Source organism: Clostridium sp. AF19-22AC (genome assembly GCF_003479085.1).
Classification (GTDB): Bacteria; Bacillota; Clostridia; order Lachnospirales; family Lachnospiraceae; genus Faecalicatena_A; species Faecalicatena_A orotica.
The window spans coordinates 86616-107495 of sequence record NZ_QUGN01000021.1 but is presented as its reverse complement, the minus strand read 5'-3'; the positions used below and the strand labels follow the sequence as shown (position 1 = coordinate 107495).

Sequence of the window (20880 nt, the reverse complement as noted above, 5' to 3'; positions counted from 1 at the left end):
ATGCCGTATTCATGCGGCTTGTGGCGTTTCGCAAACGCCTATGTGTCTTAAATGTGAAAGGATTCTGGGACGGAATCAAAGAAAAGGCATCAGATCCGTCTAAATATAAAGAGGTTCAGGTTGTAGAAGGCGGAGGTGCATCGGACGTAACATTTGACGCCGTAACAGATGCATTACAGGCACACGATGACATTGATGTAATTTACTGTATCAATGATACATCCGCACAGGGCGCAATTCAGGCAGTGGAAGAAGCAGGAAAGAGCGATAAGATTGTAGTCCTTGGTAAAGATGCGGCACCAATCGGCAAGCAGGCGATTAAAGACGGAAAACAGGTTCAGTCATCCGGACAATCTCCATTATCAGTGGGATCAATTAGTGGTGAAAGATGTTATGAACTGATTAATGGGAAAAAAGCTGATAAAGACTTTGATTTCTTTACTAAAATAGATGCATTCAGCGTTACACAGGATAATATTGACGAATACGATATCGACAATTGGTCATAGGCATGATATCTGATGCCGTATCGGGGGTAATGGGCCAGCCTTGGATGCTTCATGTGTTTGAGGCTGGCTGTGTTTTTCATTTAGAATGCATTCCAGGGAGGTATACATGGAAAATAATTGTCTTTTACAAATGAAAGGGATATCAAAAGCATTTGGAAGCAATAAGGTATTGCTTGATATTAGTCTGGATCTTCATAATGGTGAAATTCTGTCACTGCTGGGGGAAAATGGTGCGGGCAAGTCTACCTTGATAAAGATACTGGGCGGCATATACTCTTCTGATTCCGGTGAAATTTACATAGATGGAGAAAAGAAAGCGATTTCCACATCGGCTGCTGCACAGGAATTCGGTGTTAGAATCATACATCAGGAAATCGTATTAGTTCCGCACAGGACGATTGCTGCCAACATTTTTCTGGGCAGGGAACCACGTACATCCCTCGGTACCTTAGATTATAAGAAAATGGTTTCAGAATCTCAAAAAATAATGGATGAGTTTGGGATTGATCTGGATCCGGATTCGTTAGTGTGTGAACTGTCCCTCGGTCTTCAGCAGCAGGTTGAAATTATTAAAGCAGTTTCTGCAAATGCCAGAATTGTAGTAATGGATGAGCCTACTTCATCTTTATCAGAAAGTGAAACAGAAATATTGTTTCAGATCATTGAAAAGCTAAAGAAAAAAGGCGTCGGCATAATCTATATATCACATCGCCTGGATGAATTGTTTCAGATATCAGACAGGATTATGGTTTTAAGGGATGGCAGAGTAATTAATACGGTCCCTATTGCGGAGGCAAAAAGAGAAGAACTGATAAACATGATGGTAGGCAGGGTTCTTGATAAATATTATGTGAGGACGAAGAATGAGATCAGGGATATTGCATTAGAAGTAAAGGGGCTGCAGCATAAAAAACTGTTTAGTGATATTAGCTTTCAGGTGCATTATGGAGAAATTATAGGGTTTTCAGGACTGGTAGGAGCAGGCCGTACGGAAGTGATGAAGGCTGTATTCGGGGGGATCCCCCATGATGGAGGGAAGATACTGCTTGAAGGTACTGAAGTGAAGATAAGAAAGCCCCGTGATGCGATGGAAGCAGGAATCGCGTATGTGCCGGAGGACCGGCGGGGAGAAGGGCTGGTCCTTTTGAATGATGTAGAGTTTAATATTGGACTGGCTGATATAAAAGATCTGGTAAAGGGAATACGTGTACGAAAATCCAAATGGAAAAAAATCGTAGACGATTATGTGGAGAAGTTTTCTATAAAGATTACATCCCCCCGGCAGAAAACAGGACGGTTAAGCGGAGGAAACCAGCAAAAGGTTGTTCTCGGAAAATGGCTTGCAATAAAGCCTAAGGTGATTATTCTGGATGAGCCTACCAGAGGAATTGATGTAGGTTCCAAAGCTGAGATATATTCCATTATTAATGATCTGGCAGCGGATGGTGCAGCAATTATCATTGTGTCCTCTGATTTACCTGAAATTATAAATATGTGTGACCGCACCTATATTATGTGCGAAGGACGTATTACAGGCGAACTATCGGCGGAAGAATTCTCGCAGGAAAAGATCATGACATTTTCAACCATGACCGGAATCGAAAAAGAAGAAGCTGTTTAGTTAGGAGGAAAGAAGATGAAAGAAAAAAAGAAAATAGTGGCATCAAACAGTTTTACAAATTACTTCAGAAGAAATCTGGGGTCATTAATCGGACTGGCGGCGCTGTCTATTATTATAGGAGTAATTGCACCAAAATTATTTTCAGGTACGAACCTGTTGAATCTGCTTAAATCAAATTCTGTAAATGCCATTATAAGCTGTGCCATGCTGATGGCTATTCTTCTAGGTGAAATTGATATTTCTGTTGGTTCTACAGTGGGGCTGGCGGGAGTTGTTTCGGCATCACTGATTACAGATTTTGGAATGCCGGTCGGCGTTGCTGTTTTAGTGAGTCTTCTGGTAGGTGTAGTGATCGGAATTATAAATGGTGTGAGTATTGCCTATTTTAAAGTTCCGGCATTTATTGCAACTCTGGCTACACAATGTATCGGAAGAGGCCTGACACAGGTAATTTCGGGAGGTATCTCGATCAGAGTAAGAAACGATGCTTTTTCTAATATTGCGATGACAAACATTGGCGGGGTTTCGGTCATTATCATTTATGCGGTTATATTTTTGCTGATTACGTGGCTGCTGCTGAATAAGACGAAATTTGGATATTACATCTATGCTATAGGCGGTAACCGTCAGGCTGCCGAATATTCAGGGATTAATGTAAAGCTGTTTAATGCGCTTCCCTATGTATTTAGCGGCATAGCATGCGCTTTTTGCGGAATCCTGTGGACGGCACGTCTGGGATCTGCAGCCGCGATGCTCGGCAACGGATTTGAACTGGATGCGATTTCCGCGGTAGTCATCGGGGGCACAAGCATGTCGGGCGGCGTAGGAACTGTAGGCGGAACGGTCCTTGGTATCTTGATTATAGGTGTCCTCCAGAATGGACTGAATCTGATGGGAGTAAATTCATTCTGGCAGTATGTCTGCAAAGGCATCATCATACTCCTTGCAGTCATCATTGATGTGATAAGAAAATCAAAAGAAAATTAGAACGGGAGGATAAGTAAATGTTGGTAAATATGAGTACGTTAATGGCAGATGCTGAAAAAAATAATTATGCAGTAGGTATGTTTACTGCCCCGACAATGCCGTTTGCCGAGGCTGTAATAGAAGCGGCCGAAGAAATGAATGCTCCTGTCATGGTGGGACAGGTAGAATGCTGGAAGCAGTATGGAGACATAGAGATATACGGACCAATCATGGCGGACATGGCAAGAAGGGCAAAAGTTCCGGTGTGTCTGCATTTAGACCACGGACAGAGTATCCAGTACATTATGAAGGCCGTCAGGTCGGGGTATACATCTGTAATGGCAGATTTTTCTATGCTCCCGTTCGAAGAGAATGTGGAAATGGTCAGGAAATGTGTGGATTTCTGCCATAGTGTGGATATATCAGTGGAGGCAATGTGTGGGAAGATGCCGTCTGTTTACGATCTTGCCGAACAACCGGATCTGGATATCCGGGAATATTTCTCAAACCCGGATGAATTGAAGGAATTTGTGGAGGCTACACATGCAGATGCCATGACAATATCATTCGGAACGGTACATAATATGAAGATCATGCAGCCGATGCTGGACTTCAAACTGCTTCAGGAACTAAAGGATGCAACAGACTGTGCCCTTGTCATGCATGGTTCTTCCGGGGTCGAGACAGAGCAGATAAAACAGTCGATCCCATATGGTATACGCAAGATTAATGCATATACAAAATTATCCACCTCAGCACAGCCGGCTCTGCAGGACGCGATGTCAAGGAGCGAGGAACCGATGTTTTTCCATGAGCTTCTGGATATTGCAAAAGATGCTATGAAAAATGCTGTAAAGGAGTCTATTGAATTATTTGGAAATGGCTATGATTTTTCTTCCAGAACATGGTAGGAAATCAGGAAAGCAGGTGGGGTCATGCAGAGGATCATAAAAAATACGGATACTATGGTTGAGGATATGCTGAGTGGTTTCCTGAAGGCACATAAAGAGATTGTTGCGGGCGGAAGCCATTCCAGGGTCGTAAAATCTGTACATATGGAGCCGGACAAGGTCGGTGTCGTAACAGGCGGGGGGAGCGGACATAAACCAGCATTTATTGGTTATGTAGGAAGAAATCTTTGTGATGCGGCCGCAGTCGGAGAAATATTTTCTTCACCCACAGCCCCGGCATTTTTAAATGCATTTGAGGAAGCTGACAGGGGGAAAGGCGTTGCCTGTCTGTACGGAAATTATTCCGGAGATAACATGAATGTGAAGATGGCTGTTAAAATGGCAAAAAAGCTGGGAATAGAAGTCAGAACAGTCGTTGCAAATGATGATGTTGCTTCAGCACCAAAAGATCAGAAAGAAAAACGCAGGGGAGTGGCGGGAGAGATCTTTATGTGGAAGATTGGCGGTGCAAAAGCAGCCCAGGGAGGAAATCTGGATGATGTTGTACAGGCTGCAGAAAAGGCAGTCGGGCGGACCCGCAGCATTGGAATCGGGCTGTCCCCTTGTACACTCCCATCTGTAGGTCATCCAAATTTTAAGATTGAGGAAGGGACGATGGAGGTCGGGATTGGTCATCACGGAGAGCCGGGAATTGAAGTACTGCCATTGGAGGATGCGGCTCAGATGGCAAAGAGGATGACAGATATTATACTTCCTGATTATCCCTTTACGGCCGGAGATGAGGTAGCAGTACTGGTATCAGGACTGGGAGCAACTCCGGTCATGGAGCTCTATATTCTATATGATGAGATTGTAAAGGAATTACAACAAAAAGGAATCCGGATATATAAATCTTATGTTGGTAATTACTTTACTTCCCTTGAAATGACGGGGGCGACATTATCGGTAATGAAGCTTGACGATGAACTCAAACAGCTGTTAGATTATCCGGCTGAAAGCGTTGGGTTAAAACAATTCTGAGGTGGCGGTATGGAGTATATCAGAAACAAAAATGGCTGGCCAATTCTGATGGCGATGGTCAGGGCAATACAGGAAAATAAGACATATCTGGGAGAAATAGACGGGCTGATCGGAGACGGTGATCATGGGGCCAATATGAATAAAGGATTTTCACTGTTTGCATCAGGTTTGCATGAAGACGAAATTTCTTTTTCAGACGGACTGAATGAACTTGGAATGGTTCTGCTGAATGAGATAGGCGGCTCTATGGGGCCAATATATGGAACTATTTTTATGGAAATGGGAGAACAGGCAGAAGCCTTAGATAAAATAACACTTAATGATTTCCGAAATATGCTGGAGGCCGGACTTGACGGTCTGAAGGAAATCGTAGAAGCGCAGCCGGGGGACAAGACCCTGATCGATACGCTTTCACCGGCAGTGTGTAGTTTACGGGATTCGGCCGGGAAGCAGACCTCTTTTGGTGAAGCACTGGAACTGATGGAACTGGCGGCCGAGGAAGGAAAGGATGCTACAAAAGATATGACTGCCAGGTTTGGACGTTCCAGCCGGCTCGGGGAAAGATCGAGAGGAGTACTGGATGCAGGGGCAGTGTCTTGTTTCATTATACTTCAGGCAATGGCAGAGGCAATGATGAGGCTGCTAGAAAGCTGAAGGAACAGGAAGAAGGAAAACGATTATGAAGATTGCAATTGGCTGTGACGAAGCTGCATACAGCCTGAAAAGAAAAATTATGGCACAGCTTGAGGAACGGGGGATCGAGTATCAGGATTTTGGTTCCGGAGAAGGTGAGACGGTTCTATATCCCGATGTGGCGCAGAGTGTGGCAAATGCAGTTGCCAAAGGTATGTTTGAACGAGGCATCCTGATATGCGGTACCGGGATTGGTATGGCAATTACCGCAAATAAGGTGCCAGGAATACGCGCTGCAGTCTGCCATGACCCATATTCCGCAGAACGTTCGAGAAAGAGTAATGATGCACAGATATTATGCATGGGCGCCAGAGTAATTGGAGAAGAACTTGCAGGCTATCTGGTTGACATCTGGATCAATTGTGATTTTGCGGGCGGAGGGTCTGTTAAGAAGGTGGAACGTATTCAGGAAATTGAGACACAATATTATAAAAATCTTTCTGAACAGGCAGATAACAGCTAAGTAAAGTGTTTTTGGATTGATAAAAGGAGGCGGCAAAAAAGTGAAAAAGTTAATAAATCGTCCGGAGACAATTGTAAATGAGATGTGCGATGGTATCTCCTTTACGAATCCAGATGTTATTTTTTTACAGAAATATAAGATTATCAGGAAGAAGAAGCTGGATCGTAACAAGGTGAGCCTTATAAGCGGCGGCGGAAGCGGACACGAACCTGCCCATGCCGGGTATGTCGGAACGGGGATGCTGGATGCCGCCGTGTGCGGGGATGTTTTTGCATCACCCTCTCAGATCCAGGTATATCAGGCGATCAGGGAAACCCAGTCAGATAAAGGGACACTGCTGATTATTAAAAATTACAGCGGAGACGTAATGAATTTTAAAAATGGTGCAGCTCTGGCAGGGGAAGATGGTATAAAGTGTGAATATATTAAAGTAGAGGATGATATTGCGGTTCAGGACAGCTTGTATACGGTCGGAAGACGAGGCGTAGCGGGAACTGTTCTTGTACATAAGATCGCAGGGGCTGCTGCGGAAAGCGGACTTGACCTGGAAGGGGTAAAGAATGTGGCGCAGCATGCAGCAGACTCGGTAAAGAGTATCGGGTTTGCCTATACTTCCTGTACCGTACCGGCGAAAGGGACTCCAACCTTCAATATAGGAACAGAAGAGATGGAATATGGTGTTGGGATACATGGCGAGCCCGGAATAAGCAGAACGAAAATAGTCCCGGCAGACGAAATGGCTGAAAAAATGGCAGAAGATTTGTTAAAGAACCTTAAAATTTCAAAAGAGGAAGAGACGGTACTTTTAATCAATGGATTTGGCGGTACCCCTATGCAGGAGCTGTATGTTTTTACTAATTCCGTGATAAAATACTTAAACTCCAGAGGAATAAAAGTCTACAGATGTTTTGCAGGAAACTATATGACAAGCATTGACATGCAGGGGGCTTCAGTCAGCCTGATGAAACTGGATGACACATTAAAACACTATCTGGATATGCCGTCAGATGCTCCGGGCTTCAGGGTAGACGGGCCTGTTACACCGGTTATGTATCAGCCGGAGCGGATGAGAGAAAAGAAACATACACCGCAGGAATTTAAAGCAGAGGAGTCGGCAAAAGTAATAAAGAACAATATAATAAGCCTTGAGAACCTGCAGTATATGGTTGCGGCTATGGGCCAATGTATACTAAAGAACGAAGTTGCATTTTGTGAGCTGGATTCCTATGCAGGAGATGGAGACTTTGGAATGAGTGTTGCAAAAGGTTTTCTGGAATTGATGAATGAATGGGAGGAAATACTTGCAGAGGAAAGCCGGACAATCGGTGAATTTCTGAAGGCATGCGCTATCGTGATTATGGAATACTGCGGTGGTGCTTCCGGACCGATATGGGGAGCTGCGTTTCGTGCAGCCGGAATTGAGGCGGGAGATAAGACGCAGCTTGATTTGAAAGACTTTTCCGGTATGATGCAGGCGGCGGTTACAGGAATACAAAAAACGGGAGAACGTTCTTTTGGCCGCGGTGCTGTTGTAGGCGACAAGACTTTGATTGATGCTCTTGTACCGTGTGCAGATATCCTGACTCAGAGTGCAGAGGAAAAGATGACGATGAAAGGGGCTCTGGAAAAGGGAGCCGGGGCAGCGGCGGATGGAGCCGAAAAGACAAAAGAGATTGTTGCACGCATGGGGAGAGCCGGCACAGTCGGTGAAAGAAGCCTTGGATACCCCGACGCAGGAGCACACGCTCTGGGTGTTATTTTTAAAGAAGTTACAGCGGGTCTGATTTTTGAATAAGAATAACTAACATAATTGAGTCAAAGGGTGTTTATTTGATACACCCTTTGGCTTTTTATTTTATACGAGGAAAGTATGCCCTATAAAATAAAAAGCAGGCAATTCCGAGTAAAATCCTCCCAAATGAGAAAGAATATATGCGTTACATACCACAAGGAGGAAATGAAAATGGAACTGATAAAGTTGTCAGGTATTTTAATTGTTATTATAGGTTTTGCCTTAAAACTGGACTCCATCCTGATTATTCTGATTGCTGCAATTGTCACGGCAGCCGTCGGAAATCTTGGGGGTATGGGGCTTTTGGAGACGCTGGGATCGAGCTTTATTTCCAATCGCAATATGGCGATTTTTATTCTGATCATGCTTGTTACGGGCACTCTGGAACGAAACGGATTGAAGCACGCGGCCGCAGGTTTAATTGGAAAGATAAAAAATGCTTCTGCCGGTGCAGTGATCGGTGCATATGGGATCATGCGCGGGATCTTTGCGGCGTTTAATGTCAGTTTTGGCGGTGTGGCAGGTTTTGTAAGACCGATCGTCATGCCGATGGCCACAGGGGCTGTAGAAGCGGGGGGACAGAAGCCGGATGAGGAGCATGTGGAACAGCTTAAGGGTATGTCTTCGGGAATGGAGAATATTGCGTGGTTCTTCTGCCAGGTTTTATTTGTCGGCGGATCGGGAGCACTTCTTGTGCAGTCTACAATGGAAACACTTGGGTATAAGGTGGAACTGATTGAGCTGGCCAAAGTGGAAATCCCGGTAGGAATTTTTGCGATTGCAGTGGGAACTGTATATTATTTCCTGAAAGACAGAAAACTATATAGAAAGTACTATGGCCGCAAAAAAGAAAAGAGGTAACTGTTCATGATTCTGGACGGCTACAAAAGTGGTTATAAAAAAGGAGGCGCCTTATGGCCTATTTTACCAGTCCTGATATTACGTTAGGGGCGAAGCTTCTTGAAGTGATTTATATAGCTATGGGATTAACTGCGCTGTACACAGGTGTCAAAAATGCGGTGGACAAGGAGAATCCGTCCAGATTCGGGACGGGATTTTTCTGGTGTGTTCTCGGAATCGTCCTTGCTTTCGGGCGGTGGATTCCGTCCGTGATCAACGGAGGGCTGATCATATTAATGACGATACCTGCGATTCTAAAGAAAGTGAAGATTGGAAAGTCAGAAGTTTTGCCGGAAGAATACGTGAATCAAATGTCGGAGAAAATCGGTATGAAAATTTTTGCACCAGCCCTTGCCATTGGGATTTCAGCCATTATTTTTGCCGTGTTCCTTCCCGATCTGGGGGCAATCGTGGGGGTGGGCGCCGGAATTGTTGCTTCGATGATCATCCTGATGTTTTTATCCAGAGATAATAAACCGGCCGTGTTTCTGAGAGATTCCGAGCGCCTGCTGTCAACGGTAGGCCCTTTAAGCATGCTCCCGATGCTGCTTGCGAGTCTGGGAGCGGTTTTTACAGAAGCGGGTGTAGGGCAGGTCATTGCAGGTCTTGTGGAAAGAGTGGTTCCCAAAGGAAATGTGAATCTGGGGATTGTCATATTTGCCATTGGAATGGCGCTGTTTACGATGATTATGGGAAATGCATTTGCGGCAATCACCGTTATGACTGTCGGAATCGGGGCGCCTTTTGTTCTGAGTTACGGGGCCGATCCGGCTGTAATCGGAATGCTGGCATTGACGTGCGGATTCTGCGGGACACTTTGCACACCGATGGCGGCCAATTTTAACATTGTTCCGGTGGCCATGCTCGATATGAAAGACCGCTTTGGCGTAATCAAAAACCAGCTAGTCCCGGCAGCGCTGATTTTTATATTTCAGATCGTTTACATGATTTTATTGAAATAATGGCGGTGTACAGATGAGAGAACACAGGAAGGCAGAACACAGTAAAACGGAGCGCGGAGCCATGATCGTGGTCAGGGACTGGCTCAGATTGAAGCCCTGGGAGAAACTTTTGATAGTTACGAGTGAAAACCATATCGCAGAGGCAGAGATTCTGCGGAAATGTGCCCACAGGCGGTCAAAGGCGGTGGACCTGATGGTTGTTGAAAAGCGCGGGAAACATGTGGGCGTCTTTTTTGACAGCCACGAAGATGTGTTTGACGGCTATCAGGCAGTCTTAGGAGCAACCGACTACTCACTGGTCACGACAAAAGCGGCCAAAAGAGCAATACAAAGGGGCGGCAAGTTTTTATCACTTCCGCTTTCTACAAATAATGGAAAATCGATGCTGGCTTTTCAGTTTATGATGATGGATACAAAAAAGAGTAAAATGATGGCAGGGATCATCATGAAATATCTAAATTCCTCTTCCGTGGTCCATGTCACGACAAGGCTGGGAACGGACCTTACTATGTATAAAAGAAACCGCCCGGCAGGATTTTTTAACGGTGTCGTCAGGGACGGAAAGGGATTTTCATCGGCCAGTATCGAGGTATATGTCCCGATTGAGGAAACGAAAACGAAAGGGATACTGATACCAGACGGTTCGCTTGGATATATAGGAAGGGTGGACGAACCGTTCCGTATCAGGCTGGAAGATGGATATATCCGGGAAATTGAGAGGACTGCGGTGGGAAGAAAGCTGAAGGAATATATGGACGATTTTCATGATCCGGGAATCTATGCCGCGTCGGAGCTTGGGATTGGTTTAAATTCTTACGCAAAATGCCGGGGGGATTCCTATATTGAGGATGAGTCTGCTTATGGGACGTTTCATATCGGGGTTGGAAGAAACATTGCCCTTGGAGGTGTACATGAGGCAAACGGGCACTTTGATATTGTGGCGAAGCGGCCGGATATTTATGCGGACAACAGGAAGATAATGGAGCGGGGGAAGATTATCATACCGGAGCCGGTATTTTTTTGACATGCAGCGGTTATGGTTTTGAATGCGTGCAAATATGAGGACTATGAACAGGATTTCAGTTAAAGGAGGAACAAGATGAAGATATTAATAACGGGATTTGATCCATTTGGGGGAGAGGATATTAATCCAGCCTATGAGGCGGTAAAGCTGCTTCCGGACAAAATCAAAGGTGCAGATATTGTAAAGATGGAAATACCGACGGTTTTTGAGAAAGAAGGAAAGATTCTGGAAAAAGGGATCGTTAAACACAGGCCGGATGCGGTGATCTGTGTGGGACAGGCCGGAGGCCGGTCGGCGGTTACGATAGAAAAGGTGGCTATTAATCTGATGGAGGCGAGGATTCCGGATAATGAGGGGAAAAAGCCGCTTGACAGGCCGGTTTGTGCAGACGGGGAGAATGCTTATTTTGCAAAGCTCCCGGTGAAAGCAATGGTGCAGAAGATACGGGAACACCGTATACCGGCAAAAATCTCTTACACGGCGGGTACCTTTGTCTGCAACGATGTGATGTACAGGCTGCTCTATATGATCGACCGGACTTTTCCGAATCTGAAAGGTGGTTTTATCCATGTACCTTATCTGCCGGAGCAGGTGGTTAACCTTCCTGACGGCACGCCGAGCATGTCTGTCCGGATGATTGCGGATGCGCTGGAATTTGCCGTGGAGGCGGTGGTGGAATGTGATGAGGACGTGAGTGTGGCAATGGGGGAGACACACTAAGGGGGCCTTTTACAGGCCCCCTCTAAGACACTGCCTGTGACTTGTCCGGATTATGGCTGCTAAATCCTTCCCACAGGTAATCCAGCCTTCCCTTTTCGATTCCGAAGCTGGTCTCCAGCATATAGGAGAATACATCCAGCGTCTTTTGGACCTGTTCCCGGCTTTGGGAATTGAGCCGGCTGTCCATCTTGATAAGCAGCACGATTAGTGCAATCTCGGCAGCCTCTTCGGGTGATTTGCAAAACATTGTCCCTTCTGCATTTCCCTGACGTATGATATCTGCCAGAACCGGCCTCAGGTTCCTGATCATGATTTGTATGTACTGTTGGTGGAGCAGTGCGCTCTGCTGTATCTCAAAAAAATCGCCGGCCTCCTGTCTTAAAAGCTCCAGTGAGGAGTCACGGCAGGTCCTGAATACGATCTCGAGCTTGTCCAGTGCTTTCAATTCCGGATTTTTCACCAGTTCTTCTGCCTTTTTCAGGGCGTCTGAGTAGGAGCGTTCAATGACACCTTCCAGAATTTCTTCTTTGGATTTGAAATAATAGTAAATACTTCCTTTCCCGATCCCGGCTTTTTTGGCAATATCGCTTACTGATATAGTCTGTGCGTTTGATTTGTTCATTAATTCTTGCATAGCATCTAAAATCAGGTCTTTTTTTTGATTATTATGCATAATTTTCATCTCCGATTTTTTTAGATTGTATCATGTAATCTGGAAAATGTAAACTTGACTGATGGTCGAAAAAGTGTTATTTTGAGTGAAGATACTGATTCGACCACTGGTCGAAAAATGTCGAAATTCGAGGAGGAAATGAGAAAATGAAATATGATGAGCTTGTGGCAGAGATAAAGGAACAGTTTATGAAGGCAGATGTGAGCCGGATCAAAGAGCATATTGCATATCAGTTTAATATCGAGGGTGAGGCGCAGGGAGCTTTTTATGCAGAGATAGCTGACGGAAAGCTGAGCATTGAACCATATGAGTACTATGACAGGGATGTGCTTTTTACAACAACGGCGGAAACGCTTCTGGAAATTTCAGCGGGTAAATTAGATGCAGTGGATGCGTTTACTAAGGGGAAGCTGAAGGTGGAAGGAGACTTTGAGAAAGCGCTGAAGCTTCAGGACTTTACGAAGGGGGCGTCACAGACATCCGGTGTGAAGAAGGCTGCGGTCCAGAAGGCTGCATCGGTAAAAAATACGGTGAGAAAGGCTGTGGATAAGAAGAAAGCAGCGGCAGCAGGTAAATAGGACAGGGATATTCCGGGAGGGACCGACTATGAAGGGCTTAAAGACATTACTTGGAATCGGGACAGCAGCGGCTTTCGCTGAATATGGTATTGCATCTTATTTTTTCAGGCGCACCATGCTCACGCAGAATGCCAAAACAGAACGCACGATAGATATGGCGGGAACGGACTGGGAACAGTACATGCCGCGGATGAAAGAGTGGAAGGCATGGATGCTGTCACAGCCACATGAGGATGTATGGATACGCTCGTCAGATGGACTGAAGCTGCATGGGACTTATTTCCCGGGAGAAGGTGGAAATAAGATCATCCTAGGGTTCCACGGTTACACAAGCAAAGGAATGAGCGATTATATCGGTCTTTCAAATTACTACCTCAAAAGAGGATACCGAATGCTGCTCGTAGACGAGAGGGCACACGGCGAAAGTGAAGGTACATATATCGGTTTTGGATGTCTGGACAGGAAAGATGCGGCAAAATGGGCAGAATACGTGGTGGAACTGCTTGGCGGGGGCTGCGAAATATGGCTTCACGGCATGTCGATGGGAGGCTCCACCGTACTGATGGCAAGCGGGATTAAGCTGCCGCGTGAGGTGAAGGGAATTATTTCTGACTGCGCTTTTACAAACGCCTGGGAGGTGTTTTCCCATGTGCTTAAGACGCAGTACCACCTTCCCGCATTTCCAGTCCTGAATATTTCCGACCAAATGACAATCAGCCGTGCAGGCTACAGCCTGCGGGAATGCAGTGCGAAAGAGGAAGTGAAGAAGGCAAAAGTGCCGATCCTGTTTATTCACGGGGATGCGGACACATTTGTCCCGTGCCGGATGTGCCGGGAAATTTATGATGCCTGTGCTTCAGAGAAAGAAATACTGATCATCAAAGGGGCAGGACACTGCGAATCCTTTTATAAAGATCAGGAGAAATATGAGGAAACTTTGACGGCCTTTTTAGAGAAAAGAGGGATGGAATCATGAAAATTATTGATGGAAAAGAAACATACCCGTTAACCGCTGCACAGAAACTGCATTTTTTTTACCAGAAATACTGCCCGAAAAAGCAAGTGCTGAACATCGGTACCAGCCTGACGATCCAGCAGAGCCTGGATTTTGGTGCACTGAAAGAAGCAATTTACAAAGCCTATTCCAGATGCGAGTCCATGCGGCTGCGCTTTGCAGAGGACGAAGACGGCACCGTCGTGCAGTATATTGCGGACAGAGAGGAACGAGACATTGAATTCTTCGATTTCACCGGCTGGGAAGGCTGGGCGGCGGAGGCAAAGATGAAAGAATGGACATCCGTTCCGTTTGAGCGCTTCCATTCTCCTCTGAACAGAGTCGTCATGATCATTACCCCGGACGGATTTCAGGGAATCTATCTTCTTGTTGACCATATGACGATGGACGCCCAGTCACTGATCCTATTTTTAAAAGATGTTATAGAAATCTACTGCAACATGAAATACGAGGGGATCGATTATCCGAAAGAAATGTCTTCCTATATTGCACAGCTTGAAAAAGACCTCGCATATGAGGCAGGGTGCAGGTCAAAACAGAGAGACACGGAATTCTTTGAGAAAATGATTTCTTCATCCGAACCTGTGTTTAACGGCGTATTCGGCCCGGAAAAGCTTCTGGAAGAACAGGAGAACAAAAAAGATTCGTCTCTGCGTGCAGTTACGGCAGTTTCGGACAACGTAGATGCAAACATCGTCACATTTGAACTGGAGGAAGACCCGTCAAAGCGGCTGATGAAATTCTGTGAAGAACACCATATTTCGATGGTGTGTCTCCTGATGATGGGGCTTCGTACATATTTACAAAAAGAAAATGGGAATGATGACGTCTCTGTGACGACAACAGTCGCCAGACGGGCGACGCTCTCCGAGAAAAAATGTGGCGGGACCAGAATACACTGCTTTCCATTCCGTACGATTGTAAAGGAGTCAGATACCTTTATGGAAGGGCTGTTCAAGATAAGAGACGGGCAGAACCAGCTTTTCCGCCATGCTAACTATGACCCGACGGAGTATTATAAATACCGCAGTAAATATTACGGACTGGAGTCCGGCCAGACATATGAGCCGCTGAGCCTGACTTACCAGCCCCTGACCCTGAAAGACAAAGGTCTGGACCGCCTGGGGGACATCCGGTACAAATCCGCGTGGTACAGCAATGGTGCCGCAGCACATGCCCTTTACCTGACCGTGATGCACCGGGCGGAGGACAACGGAATGAACTTCAACTTTGAACACCAGACAGGAGTAGTAAATTACAAACAATTACAACAATTTTATTACTACCTCTGCCGTATCATCTTCAAAGGCGTTGAAAACCCGGACATCACAGTGGGGGAACTCATATCGGCAGTCTAAAACTTGAGAATATTCTGAAAACGGAGCGCAAAGGGGTCTGACCCCTAGGAGGTTAAAATATGTTTAATAAGTTACGTGATATTATTTGTGAATACGTTGAAGTGGATAAGGATGCTATCACCGTGGATTCGCGTTTTGTCGAGGATCTTGGCTTCACTTCTTATGATTTTATGAGTATGGTTGGTGAACTGGAAGATACGTTTGATGTTGAAGTGGAAGAACGTGAGGTTGCAGACATCGTGACGGTAGGTGAGGCTGTCCGGTATATTGAGAGTCTGCAGGATTAAGAGGGGCAGGTAAAGGTATGAAGATGGAGACAATGAAAGATATTATCCGCTATGCGGCAGATACTTACGGGGAAAATCCGGCAATCCGGTATAAAGTGCGTAAGGAAGTGTTATCGAAGACCTATCAGGACTTGAAAAAGGACAGCGAATCATTCAGCAGAGTACTTGAATCGCTGGAAATGCAGGGGAAGCATGTGGCTGTGATCGGGCCCACTACCTATGAGTGGATCATAAGTTATTTCGGTACGGCAAATAGTGGAAGTGTCATTGTCCCGCTGGATGCGCAGCTGAAAGCGGAGGATGTCTGTGAGCTTTTGAACCGGGCGGACATAAGTGCCCTCGTTTTTGACAGTCTGCGCAAAGATGTGGCCGCAAAGGCAAAGGAGGCATGCCCCGGGGTGAAATACATGATTTCCATGCAGGCAGAGGAAAGCAAAGAGGGTATTCTTTCTCTCCACCAACTGCTGGATGTGCATGAAGGAAGTTTTGAATGTGAACTGGATCCAGAAAAAATGTGTGCCATTCTGTTTACTTCCGGTACGACGGGGAAGAGCAAGGGCGTTATGTTAAGTCATAGGAATCTGACGGATAATGCAGTATGTCTGGATATGAAGATCCCTGCCGGTACAGTATCGATGACGCTCCTTCCGATTCACCACGCATACTGCTTTACAATGGATATCCTGAAAGGAATTTATATTGGCCTTGTGATCTGTATCAACGATTCTATTATGCATGTATCGAAAAACATGAAGCTTTTCAAGCCGGAGATCGTACTGCTTGTGCCTATGGTAATAGAATCAGTCTATAAAAAACTGAAAGAATCAACAGGTATCCTGCCAAAGAAAATGGTCGCAAAGGCTGCTTTCGGCGGAAACCTGAAAACAATCTGCAGCGGTGGGGCATACCTGCCGCCGGAGATGGTTAAGGCATTTGCAGAATATGGCATCACGGTACTTCAGGGATACGGTATGACAGAATGTTCACCGGTTATCAGCACAAATCTGGCATGGGACTCCAGAACCGGTTCGGTTGGTAAACTCCTTCCTAACTGTGAAGCAAAGACCGTAGACGGTGAAATCTGGGTGCGGGGTTCAAGTGTCATGCTCGGATATTATAAAATGCCCGAAGAAACAGAAGAGGCACTGACGGACGGATGGCTCAGGACGGGTGATCTGGGATACATTGATGAGGACAGCTTTGTCTACATAACGGGACGGAAGAAGAACCTGATTATTTTGAAAAACGGGGAAAATGTATCACCGGAAGAGCTCGAGAATGAGATTGGAAAAGACCCTCTTGTACAAGAGATTATCGTCAGGGAGAAAGAATCTGTCATAGAAGCAGAGATATATCCGGACATGGAGTACGCGCAGAAGAAGAGAATCAAGGATGTTCCCACCCGCCTGCAGGAGGTCATTGACGATTACAACAGAGGGCTTCCCCCTTATAAAAAGATACACGGGCTGACAATAAGAGAAGTAGAGTTTGAAAAAACACCTTCCAAGAAGATCAAAAGACAATAAAAAATATGCCGGTCCCTTCAGGTAAAGTGGAAGGGCCGGCATATTTTACTTCCCGATACTTTTCATAACATTTTTCACGACTTCCTGGCGGAATTCCTCATCAGGCTCGGCAGAAGACTTGTAATCGGCATACCTTGCCGCTACATAAAGGTAGTCAGACAGACGGTTTATATACTGCATTGCCTTACTGTCAGCACCGTAATTCTGTGAAACCTTTCGGAACCTCCGTTCGGCCCGTCTTGCAACGGCCCTTGCCACATCCAGCCGGGCTGATTGCTCACAGCCGCCGTAAAGGACGAATTCCTTTGCGCGGGGGAACGAATCCTCCAGATGGTCGATTTCTTCTTCCAGAGCAAGTGTCTCTTCTTTTGTAAAGCGATGGTCCGGATTACGCGGATCAGCAATACCGGCCATAATCTGCATCAGTTCCTTTTGAATCTTGGAAAGACGTTCACTCAAAGAGGAATCGGCGATTACCTTGGCAAGTCCGATATGGCTGCTCAGCTCGTCAATCGTGCCGAGAAGCTCAATCCGGTCATCGGACTTGGAAACGCTGATTCCGTTCATGAGGGAAGTCTTCCCTGCGTCCCCGTTTTTCGTGTAAATTTTCATGGTCATCTCCCCTTTTTATTTAAAAGCAAGCTTTTTTATGGCCCGGGCGCTGTTAGCCCCCAGCTTTCTGCTCTGTTCCTTATCCGGTGCCAGATAGCTTTCAATATTATGCCCCTTCTCAATCCCGCGCATCTGCAGTGCGGCATGAGTCCTGCACATCCCGATTCCGGAGCCGAGCATCGAATCATTCGCCGCATTCCAGGCCAATTCGTCAGGCGAATCATAATCCATTTCTTTGATATCAAAAAACACGCCTTCCTCTTCGATGCCTGCACAGAGCTCCTTCAGGACAGAAGGGTCCGGATGGTTTACATATATGAAAATAGAAGGTCTTTTTATAATCATTGTCTCTCTCCTGCATATGAAAGCACAAGTCCGGTTGCCACGGCATTGCGTGGTCCTTCTGTTCCGCGGATATTGCCGCGCCCGCATACGATCCGGTAATCGGCAAATTCCTCCATCAGCATTTCCGGTATTTCGAAATCCTCGGCAGACCCTCCGACAAGCACCACATTGGAAATGTTCTTCAAATCCTGTCCGGGGGCGACGCTCTTGAGTGCACGGAACGCATTGGTGACGAATACCTTTCTTTTCGCATCCCGCCGTACCTGAACGATCTTTTCCATTGGAATCTCTTTTTCTATCCGGATATATCCATCTTCTGCGAGTAAAATAACCCGCCCGTAGAAACGGGGATCAATGGACTCATCAACGAATGTCATCTGCCCGTTTTCCATTCTCATATGGAAAAGGCTTTCTACTTTTGCGAGTGGATATTTCTTGATCTGCTCCGCAATATGGCGGTCACCCAGACCAAGTTCGGTTTCAATCAGCATGGATACCAGTTCCCCGGCACCGGCCTGATGCGTCATGGTCACTCTGCCGTCTTCCGAAATCACTGCCGCATCTGTAGAACCGCCGCCCATATCCAGAATGGCCAGAGGCAGCTTCGTTCCCGGAGTAGTGAGTGCCCCGAGACTTGCCATGACGGCCTCTACCCCGGCGATTCTGACATCCGTTCCGAGTTCCATCTTCAGCTTATCCGCAATCTCCCGCATCGGAAGGTGCTGCGTCTTTACCATCGCTGCAATCCCGACCGCTTTCTCGAGACAGGTTTCCCCTGCGAGTGCACCGGAAATCAGGACCGGCGCAAGTGTATCCACGGCAAGGATATCAGTGATCCGTATATCTGCATCCGGAGTATGGTCTAATTCCCCCATACCACGCTTGATGCGGGTGAGCATATTGCCGACATTCGTATCCGGCTGTCCGCTGATATCATGAATTTTCCCGGCATCTGCAACTGCCTTCATGATTTCTGCGGCACCTTCATCAAGATTGATCGATGCACTGTTCTCGGCATCGAGATAAATCTCCCCGGCGGGCAGGACATTTTCCCGGACATTTCCGCCCGGTGTCTTTAAAACAACTGCACTGCGTTTTCCGATCAGGCTTTTGGCAATTGGCGTGACAGTCCGCGTCTCTTCCGCATTCAAATGCAGGAGTGTGGCAATTCCGTATGGATTGGAAAGCATGCGCACGGTCTGTCCGGGCAGGGCAACTTCAATCGCAGCCAGAACGCCGTCAGGCAGTTTGTCAATCCTTGCAACCTCATCGATGATCGGTATCTTTTTCCGAAGCCGGTTTTCCACCAGCACTGCCTCATCCGCCTTCAGGATGACTCCGGCAATATCCAGTGTGTCCGCAGACTGATTGAGGATCGCGGCAACCTCTTCGTAGGAGTAAGAATCATCGGCGGCTACGATGTAAGGCGACCCGGGAATTCCCCGTGACAGATTATTAATCAGCAGGATCTCCCCGACTGCCTGTCCGGCTCCGGCAGGAGTCGAAGGATTATGGCCGATCATAGACGAATCTGTGATAATCGTCTCGGTCAGTGTCTCCATAGCAGTGTCACCTATGACGGGTGCGGCTTCGTTGAGACGGATGAGCGAGATGTCGCTGATCGTACGTCCGATACTGCTCATGGCCCGGTTTAAAGCTGCTTTGATTGCATGAGTATTCGCAACCGTACCTTTGGTCCCGGTTGTAGGGCGTGAAGCACTTGTCAGGAAATGGATGGTGCCGTCAGCGGCTGCCTCCCCGACACAGACTTCTGTTGTGGAATTCCCAATGTCTACTCCAGCAATTAAACTCAAAGCAGAATACCTCTTTTCTCATAAACTTCTGCGGCTTCCATAACGAGCCTTGCACAGTTTTTGGCATTATATTTTTCAAGCAGCTCCTGTGCCATAAGAACCAGTTCCAGCTTGGTAGAACGGTTCGGGCGCAGTTTATCATACATTTTTAAAATGACATCATCCGGTACGTCCACCAGCTCGGCGGCGCGCTCAAAATTCTTCTGCATCGGGCCGTTGTCCGCTTTGAGGGCAACCTGTCCCTGTGCTTTCAGGATCTCTTTGGAAATCTTGATATCATCAGCGGAAACGTGGTTCTTCATGACTTCATCCAGAGTGATGTCAGTCAGTTTTTTTCCGGTTTTGGATGTGATCTTCTCTTTCTCGTGTTCACCTAAGGGGTACTGCATCTATTTCTCCTCCCATTCGATAATTCCGACCTCAGGGTCAAGCTGCTCGGTCTCAGCGATATGCATCAGGGCCGCTTTTACCTGGTATTTTGGTCTGGACATAGGGTCATTGGTACATGGTATAGGCACAACCTGTTCGCCCTTAACATACTTTGCCGCGTTCTTTCCGATCTTCCGGTAAGTTTCGAGATCCATAAGCGGCGCCTGCGGAAACAGTTCCAGATTGGAAAGCGGATACAGGTCCTTCTGGTGGATGACCGTTGTCCCCTTGGACTGGATGCCAATGCCAATGCCGGAGCCGGAAGTCTTAGCAGCTTCCAGGGCCATAAAGCAGACATCCGAAGTGTCAAGAATCTTGACCACCCTCGGGACCATGCCCTCTTCTTCAATGCCGGCCTTTACATTCTTTAAGACATCATCCAGCGGGATACCGCAGATGGTCTTCTGGATTTCCTTCTGAAAGGCAGCGCCGACTCCGATGACAACTTCTTTCGGATCGGTTCCCTTTTTTGCCCTTGGATAAGAAGCATAGGAAGTCTTAACCGGGTTGATTCTGTCGCGTCCGGCCAGAGACTGGGAAACTGCTGTACCTGCAGCCGGACTGCCGGACGTCACAGGGGCTGGGTTCGTGTCTTTCCGGTGCTTCATCTCTGTGAGGACAGCATTTGTTATCTGTTTTACTAAATCTTCATTTACCTGCAT

23 protein-coding genes are annotated in these 20880 nt (G+C 46.6%); 17 read left to right on the top strand and 6 right to left on the bottom strand.

The features are described from left to right. From DWX43_RS20430 to pcp, 12 genes are all read left to right on the top strand, one after another. On the top strand, nt 1-509 hold a 509-nt coding region (locus DWX43_RS20430), incomplete at its 5' end, for a substrate-binding domain-containing protein (RefSeq protein WP_147356320.1). A gap of 106 nt (nt 510-615) precedes the next feature. Next, complete coding sequence (locus DWX43_RS20425) at nt 616-2130, top strand: sugar ABC transporter ATP-binding protein (protein WP_118621647.1); 1515 nt, start codon at nt 616-618, stop codon at nt 2128-2130. Between the two features lie 15 nt (nt 2131-2145). Next, entirely contained in the window at nt 2146-3117 is a 972-nt protein-coding gene (locus DWX43_RS20420) for an ABC transporter permease (protein WP_118621646.1), read from the top strand. A 17-nt stretch (nt 3118-3134) separates the two neighbouring features. Then, nucleotides 3135-4007: a class II fructose-bisphosphate aldolase gene (locus DWX43_RS20415; RefSeq protein ID WP_109732579.1), complete on the top strand. Its 873-nt coding sequence runs from the start codon at nt 3135-3137 to the stop codon at nt 4005-4007. Nucleotides 4008-4031: 24 nt separating this feature from the next. Beyond that, nucleotides 4032-5027 carry a dihydroxyacetone kinase subunit DhaK gene (locus DWX43_RS20410; RefSeq protein ID WP_109732578.1) on the top strand — a complete coding sequence of 332 codons (996 nt, stop codon included), beginning with the start codon at nt 4032-4034 and terminating at the stop codon, nt 5025-5027. Nucleotides 5028-5036: 9 nt separating this feature from the next. Beyond that, nucleotides 5037-5681, top strand: coding sequence for a dihydroxyacetone kinase subunit DhaL (gene dhaL, locus DWX43_RS20405; RefSeq protein WP_118621645.1), 645 nt, complete (start codon nt 5037-5039; stop codon nt 5679-5681). A 25-nt stretch (nt 5682-5706) separates the two neighbouring features. Continuing rightward, nucleotides 5707-6183 carry a ribose 5-phosphate isomerase B gene (gene rpiB / locus DWX43_RS20400; RefSeq protein ID WP_109732576.1) on the top strand — a complete coding sequence of 159 codons (477 nt, stop codon included), beginning with the start codon at nt 5707-5709 and terminating at the stop codon, nt 6181-6183. Nucleotides 6184-6223: 40 nt separating this feature from the next. Further along, nucleotides 6224-7978, top strand: coding sequence for a dihydroxyacetone kinase subunit DhaK (gene dhaK / locus DWX43_RS20395; RefSeq protein ID WP_118621644.1), 1755 nt, complete (start codon nt 6224-6226; stop codon nt 7976-7978). Between the two features lie 168 nt (nt 7979-8146). Continuing rightward, nucleotides 8147-8836: a DUF969 family protein gene (locus DWX43_RS20390; protein ID WP_118621643.1), complete on the top strand. Its 690-nt coding sequence runs from the start codon at nt 8147-8149 to the stop codon at nt 8834-8836. A gap of 53 nt (nt 8837-8889) precedes the next feature. After that, nucleotides 8890-9837, top strand: coding sequence for a DUF979 domain-containing protein (locus DWX43_RS20385; protein WP_118621642.1), 948 nt, complete (start codon nt 8890-8892; stop codon nt 9835-9837). A gap of 13 nt (nt 9838-9850) precedes the next feature. Continuing rightward, entirely contained in the window at nt 9851-10861 is a 1011-nt protein-coding gene (locus tag DWX43_RS20380; RefSeq protein ID WP_243099409.1) for a peptidase, read from the top strand. 75 nt (nt 10862-10936) lie between these two features. Then, on the top strand, nt 10937-11581 hold the full coding sequence (gene pcp / locus DWX43_RS20375; RefSeq protein WP_118621641.1) for a pyroglutamyl-peptidase I: 645 nt from the start codon (nt 10937-10939) through the stop codon (nt 11579-11581). 22 nt (nt 11582-11603) lie between these two features. On the opposite strand, the gene DWX43_RS20370 is transcribed toward pcp, so the two are convergent. Beyond that, entirely contained in the window at nt 11604-12254 is a 651-nt protein-coding gene (locus DWX43_RS20370) for a TetR/AcrR family transcriptional regulator (protein ID WP_109732571.1), read from the bottom strand. 146 nt (nt 12255-12400) lie between these two features. On the opposite strand from DWX43_RS20370, the gene DWX43_RS20365 reads away from it, so the two are divergent. From DWX43_RS20365 to DWX43_RS20345, 5 genes are read left to right on the top strand one after another with little or no spacing between them, the layout of a single operon-like run. Beyond that, the gene (locus DWX43_RS20365) at nt 12401-12832 is read left to right on the top strand and encodes an SCP2 sterol-binding domain-containing protein (protein ID WP_109732570.1); all 432 of its coding nucleotides are present in this window, start codon (nt 12401-12403) and stop codon (nt 12830-12832) included. A 28-nt stretch (nt 12833-12860) separates the two neighbouring features. After that, entirely contained in the window at nt 12861-13808 is a 948-nt protein-coding gene (locus DWX43_RS20360; RefSeq protein WP_118621640.1) for an alpha/beta hydrolase, read from the top strand. Further along, complete coding sequence (locus tag DWX43_RS20355) at nt 13805-15205, top strand: condensation domain-containing protein (protein ID WP_118621639.1); 1401 nt, start codon at nt 13805-13807, stop codon at nt 15203-15205. Before DWX43_RS20360 ends, DWX43_RS20355 begins: the two co-directional genes overlap by 4 nt. A 59-nt stretch (nt 15206-15264) precedes the next feature. After that, nucleotides 15265-15492, top strand: coding sequence for an acyl carrier protein (locus tag DWX43_RS20350; RefSeq protein WP_118621638.1), 228 nt, complete (start codon nt 15265-15267; stop codon nt 15490-15492). Between the two features lie 17 nt (nt 15493-15509). Further along, nucleotides 15510-17018, top strand: coding sequence for an AMP-binding protein (locus DWX43_RS20345; protein WP_118621637.1), 1509 nt, complete (start codon nt 15510-15512; stop codon nt 17016-17018). Between the two features lie 45 nt (nt 17019-17063). On the opposite strand, the gene DWX43_RS20340 is transcribed toward DWX43_RS20345, so the two are convergent. Genes DWX43_RS20340 through DWX43_RS20320 form a run of 5 tightly spaced genes read right to left on the bottom strand, consistent with a single transcriptional unit; the run spans nt 17064 to nt 20880 of the window. Beyond that, nucleotides 17064-17630: a cob(I)yrinic acid a,c-diamide adenosyltransferase gene (locus DWX43_RS20340; protein WP_118621636.1), complete on the bottom strand. Its 567-nt coding sequence runs from the start codon at nt 17628-17630 to the stop codon at nt 17064-17066. Nucleotides 17631-17645: 15 nt separating this feature from the next. Then, nucleotides 17646-17975: a glycerol dehydratase reactivase beta/small subunit family protein gene (locus tag DWX43_RS20335; protein ID WP_109732564.1), complete on the bottom strand. Its 330-nt coding sequence runs from the start codon at nt 17973-17975 to the stop codon at nt 17646-17648. Then, complete coding sequence (locus DWX43_RS20330; RefSeq protein ID WP_118621635.1) at nt 17972-19789, bottom strand: diol dehydratase reactivase subunit alpha; 1818 nt, start codon at nt 19787-19789, stop codon at nt 17972-17974. The genes DWX43_RS20335 and DWX43_RS20330 overlap by 4 nt, the downstream gene beginning before the upstream one ends. Next, nucleotides 19786-20178 carry a diol dehydratase small subunit gene (locus DWX43_RS20325; protein ID WP_118621634.1) on the bottom strand — a complete coding sequence of 131 codons (393 nt, stop codon included), beginning with the start codon at nt 20176-20178 and terminating at the stop codon, nt 19786-19788. Before DWX43_RS20325 ends, DWX43_RS20330 begins: the two co-directional genes overlap by 4 nt. After that, on the bottom strand, nt 20179-20880 hold the full coding sequence (locus tag DWX43_RS20320; protein ID WP_118621633.1) for a propanediol/glycerol family dehydratase medium subunit: 702 nt from the start codon (nt 20878-20880) through the stop codon (nt 20179-20181).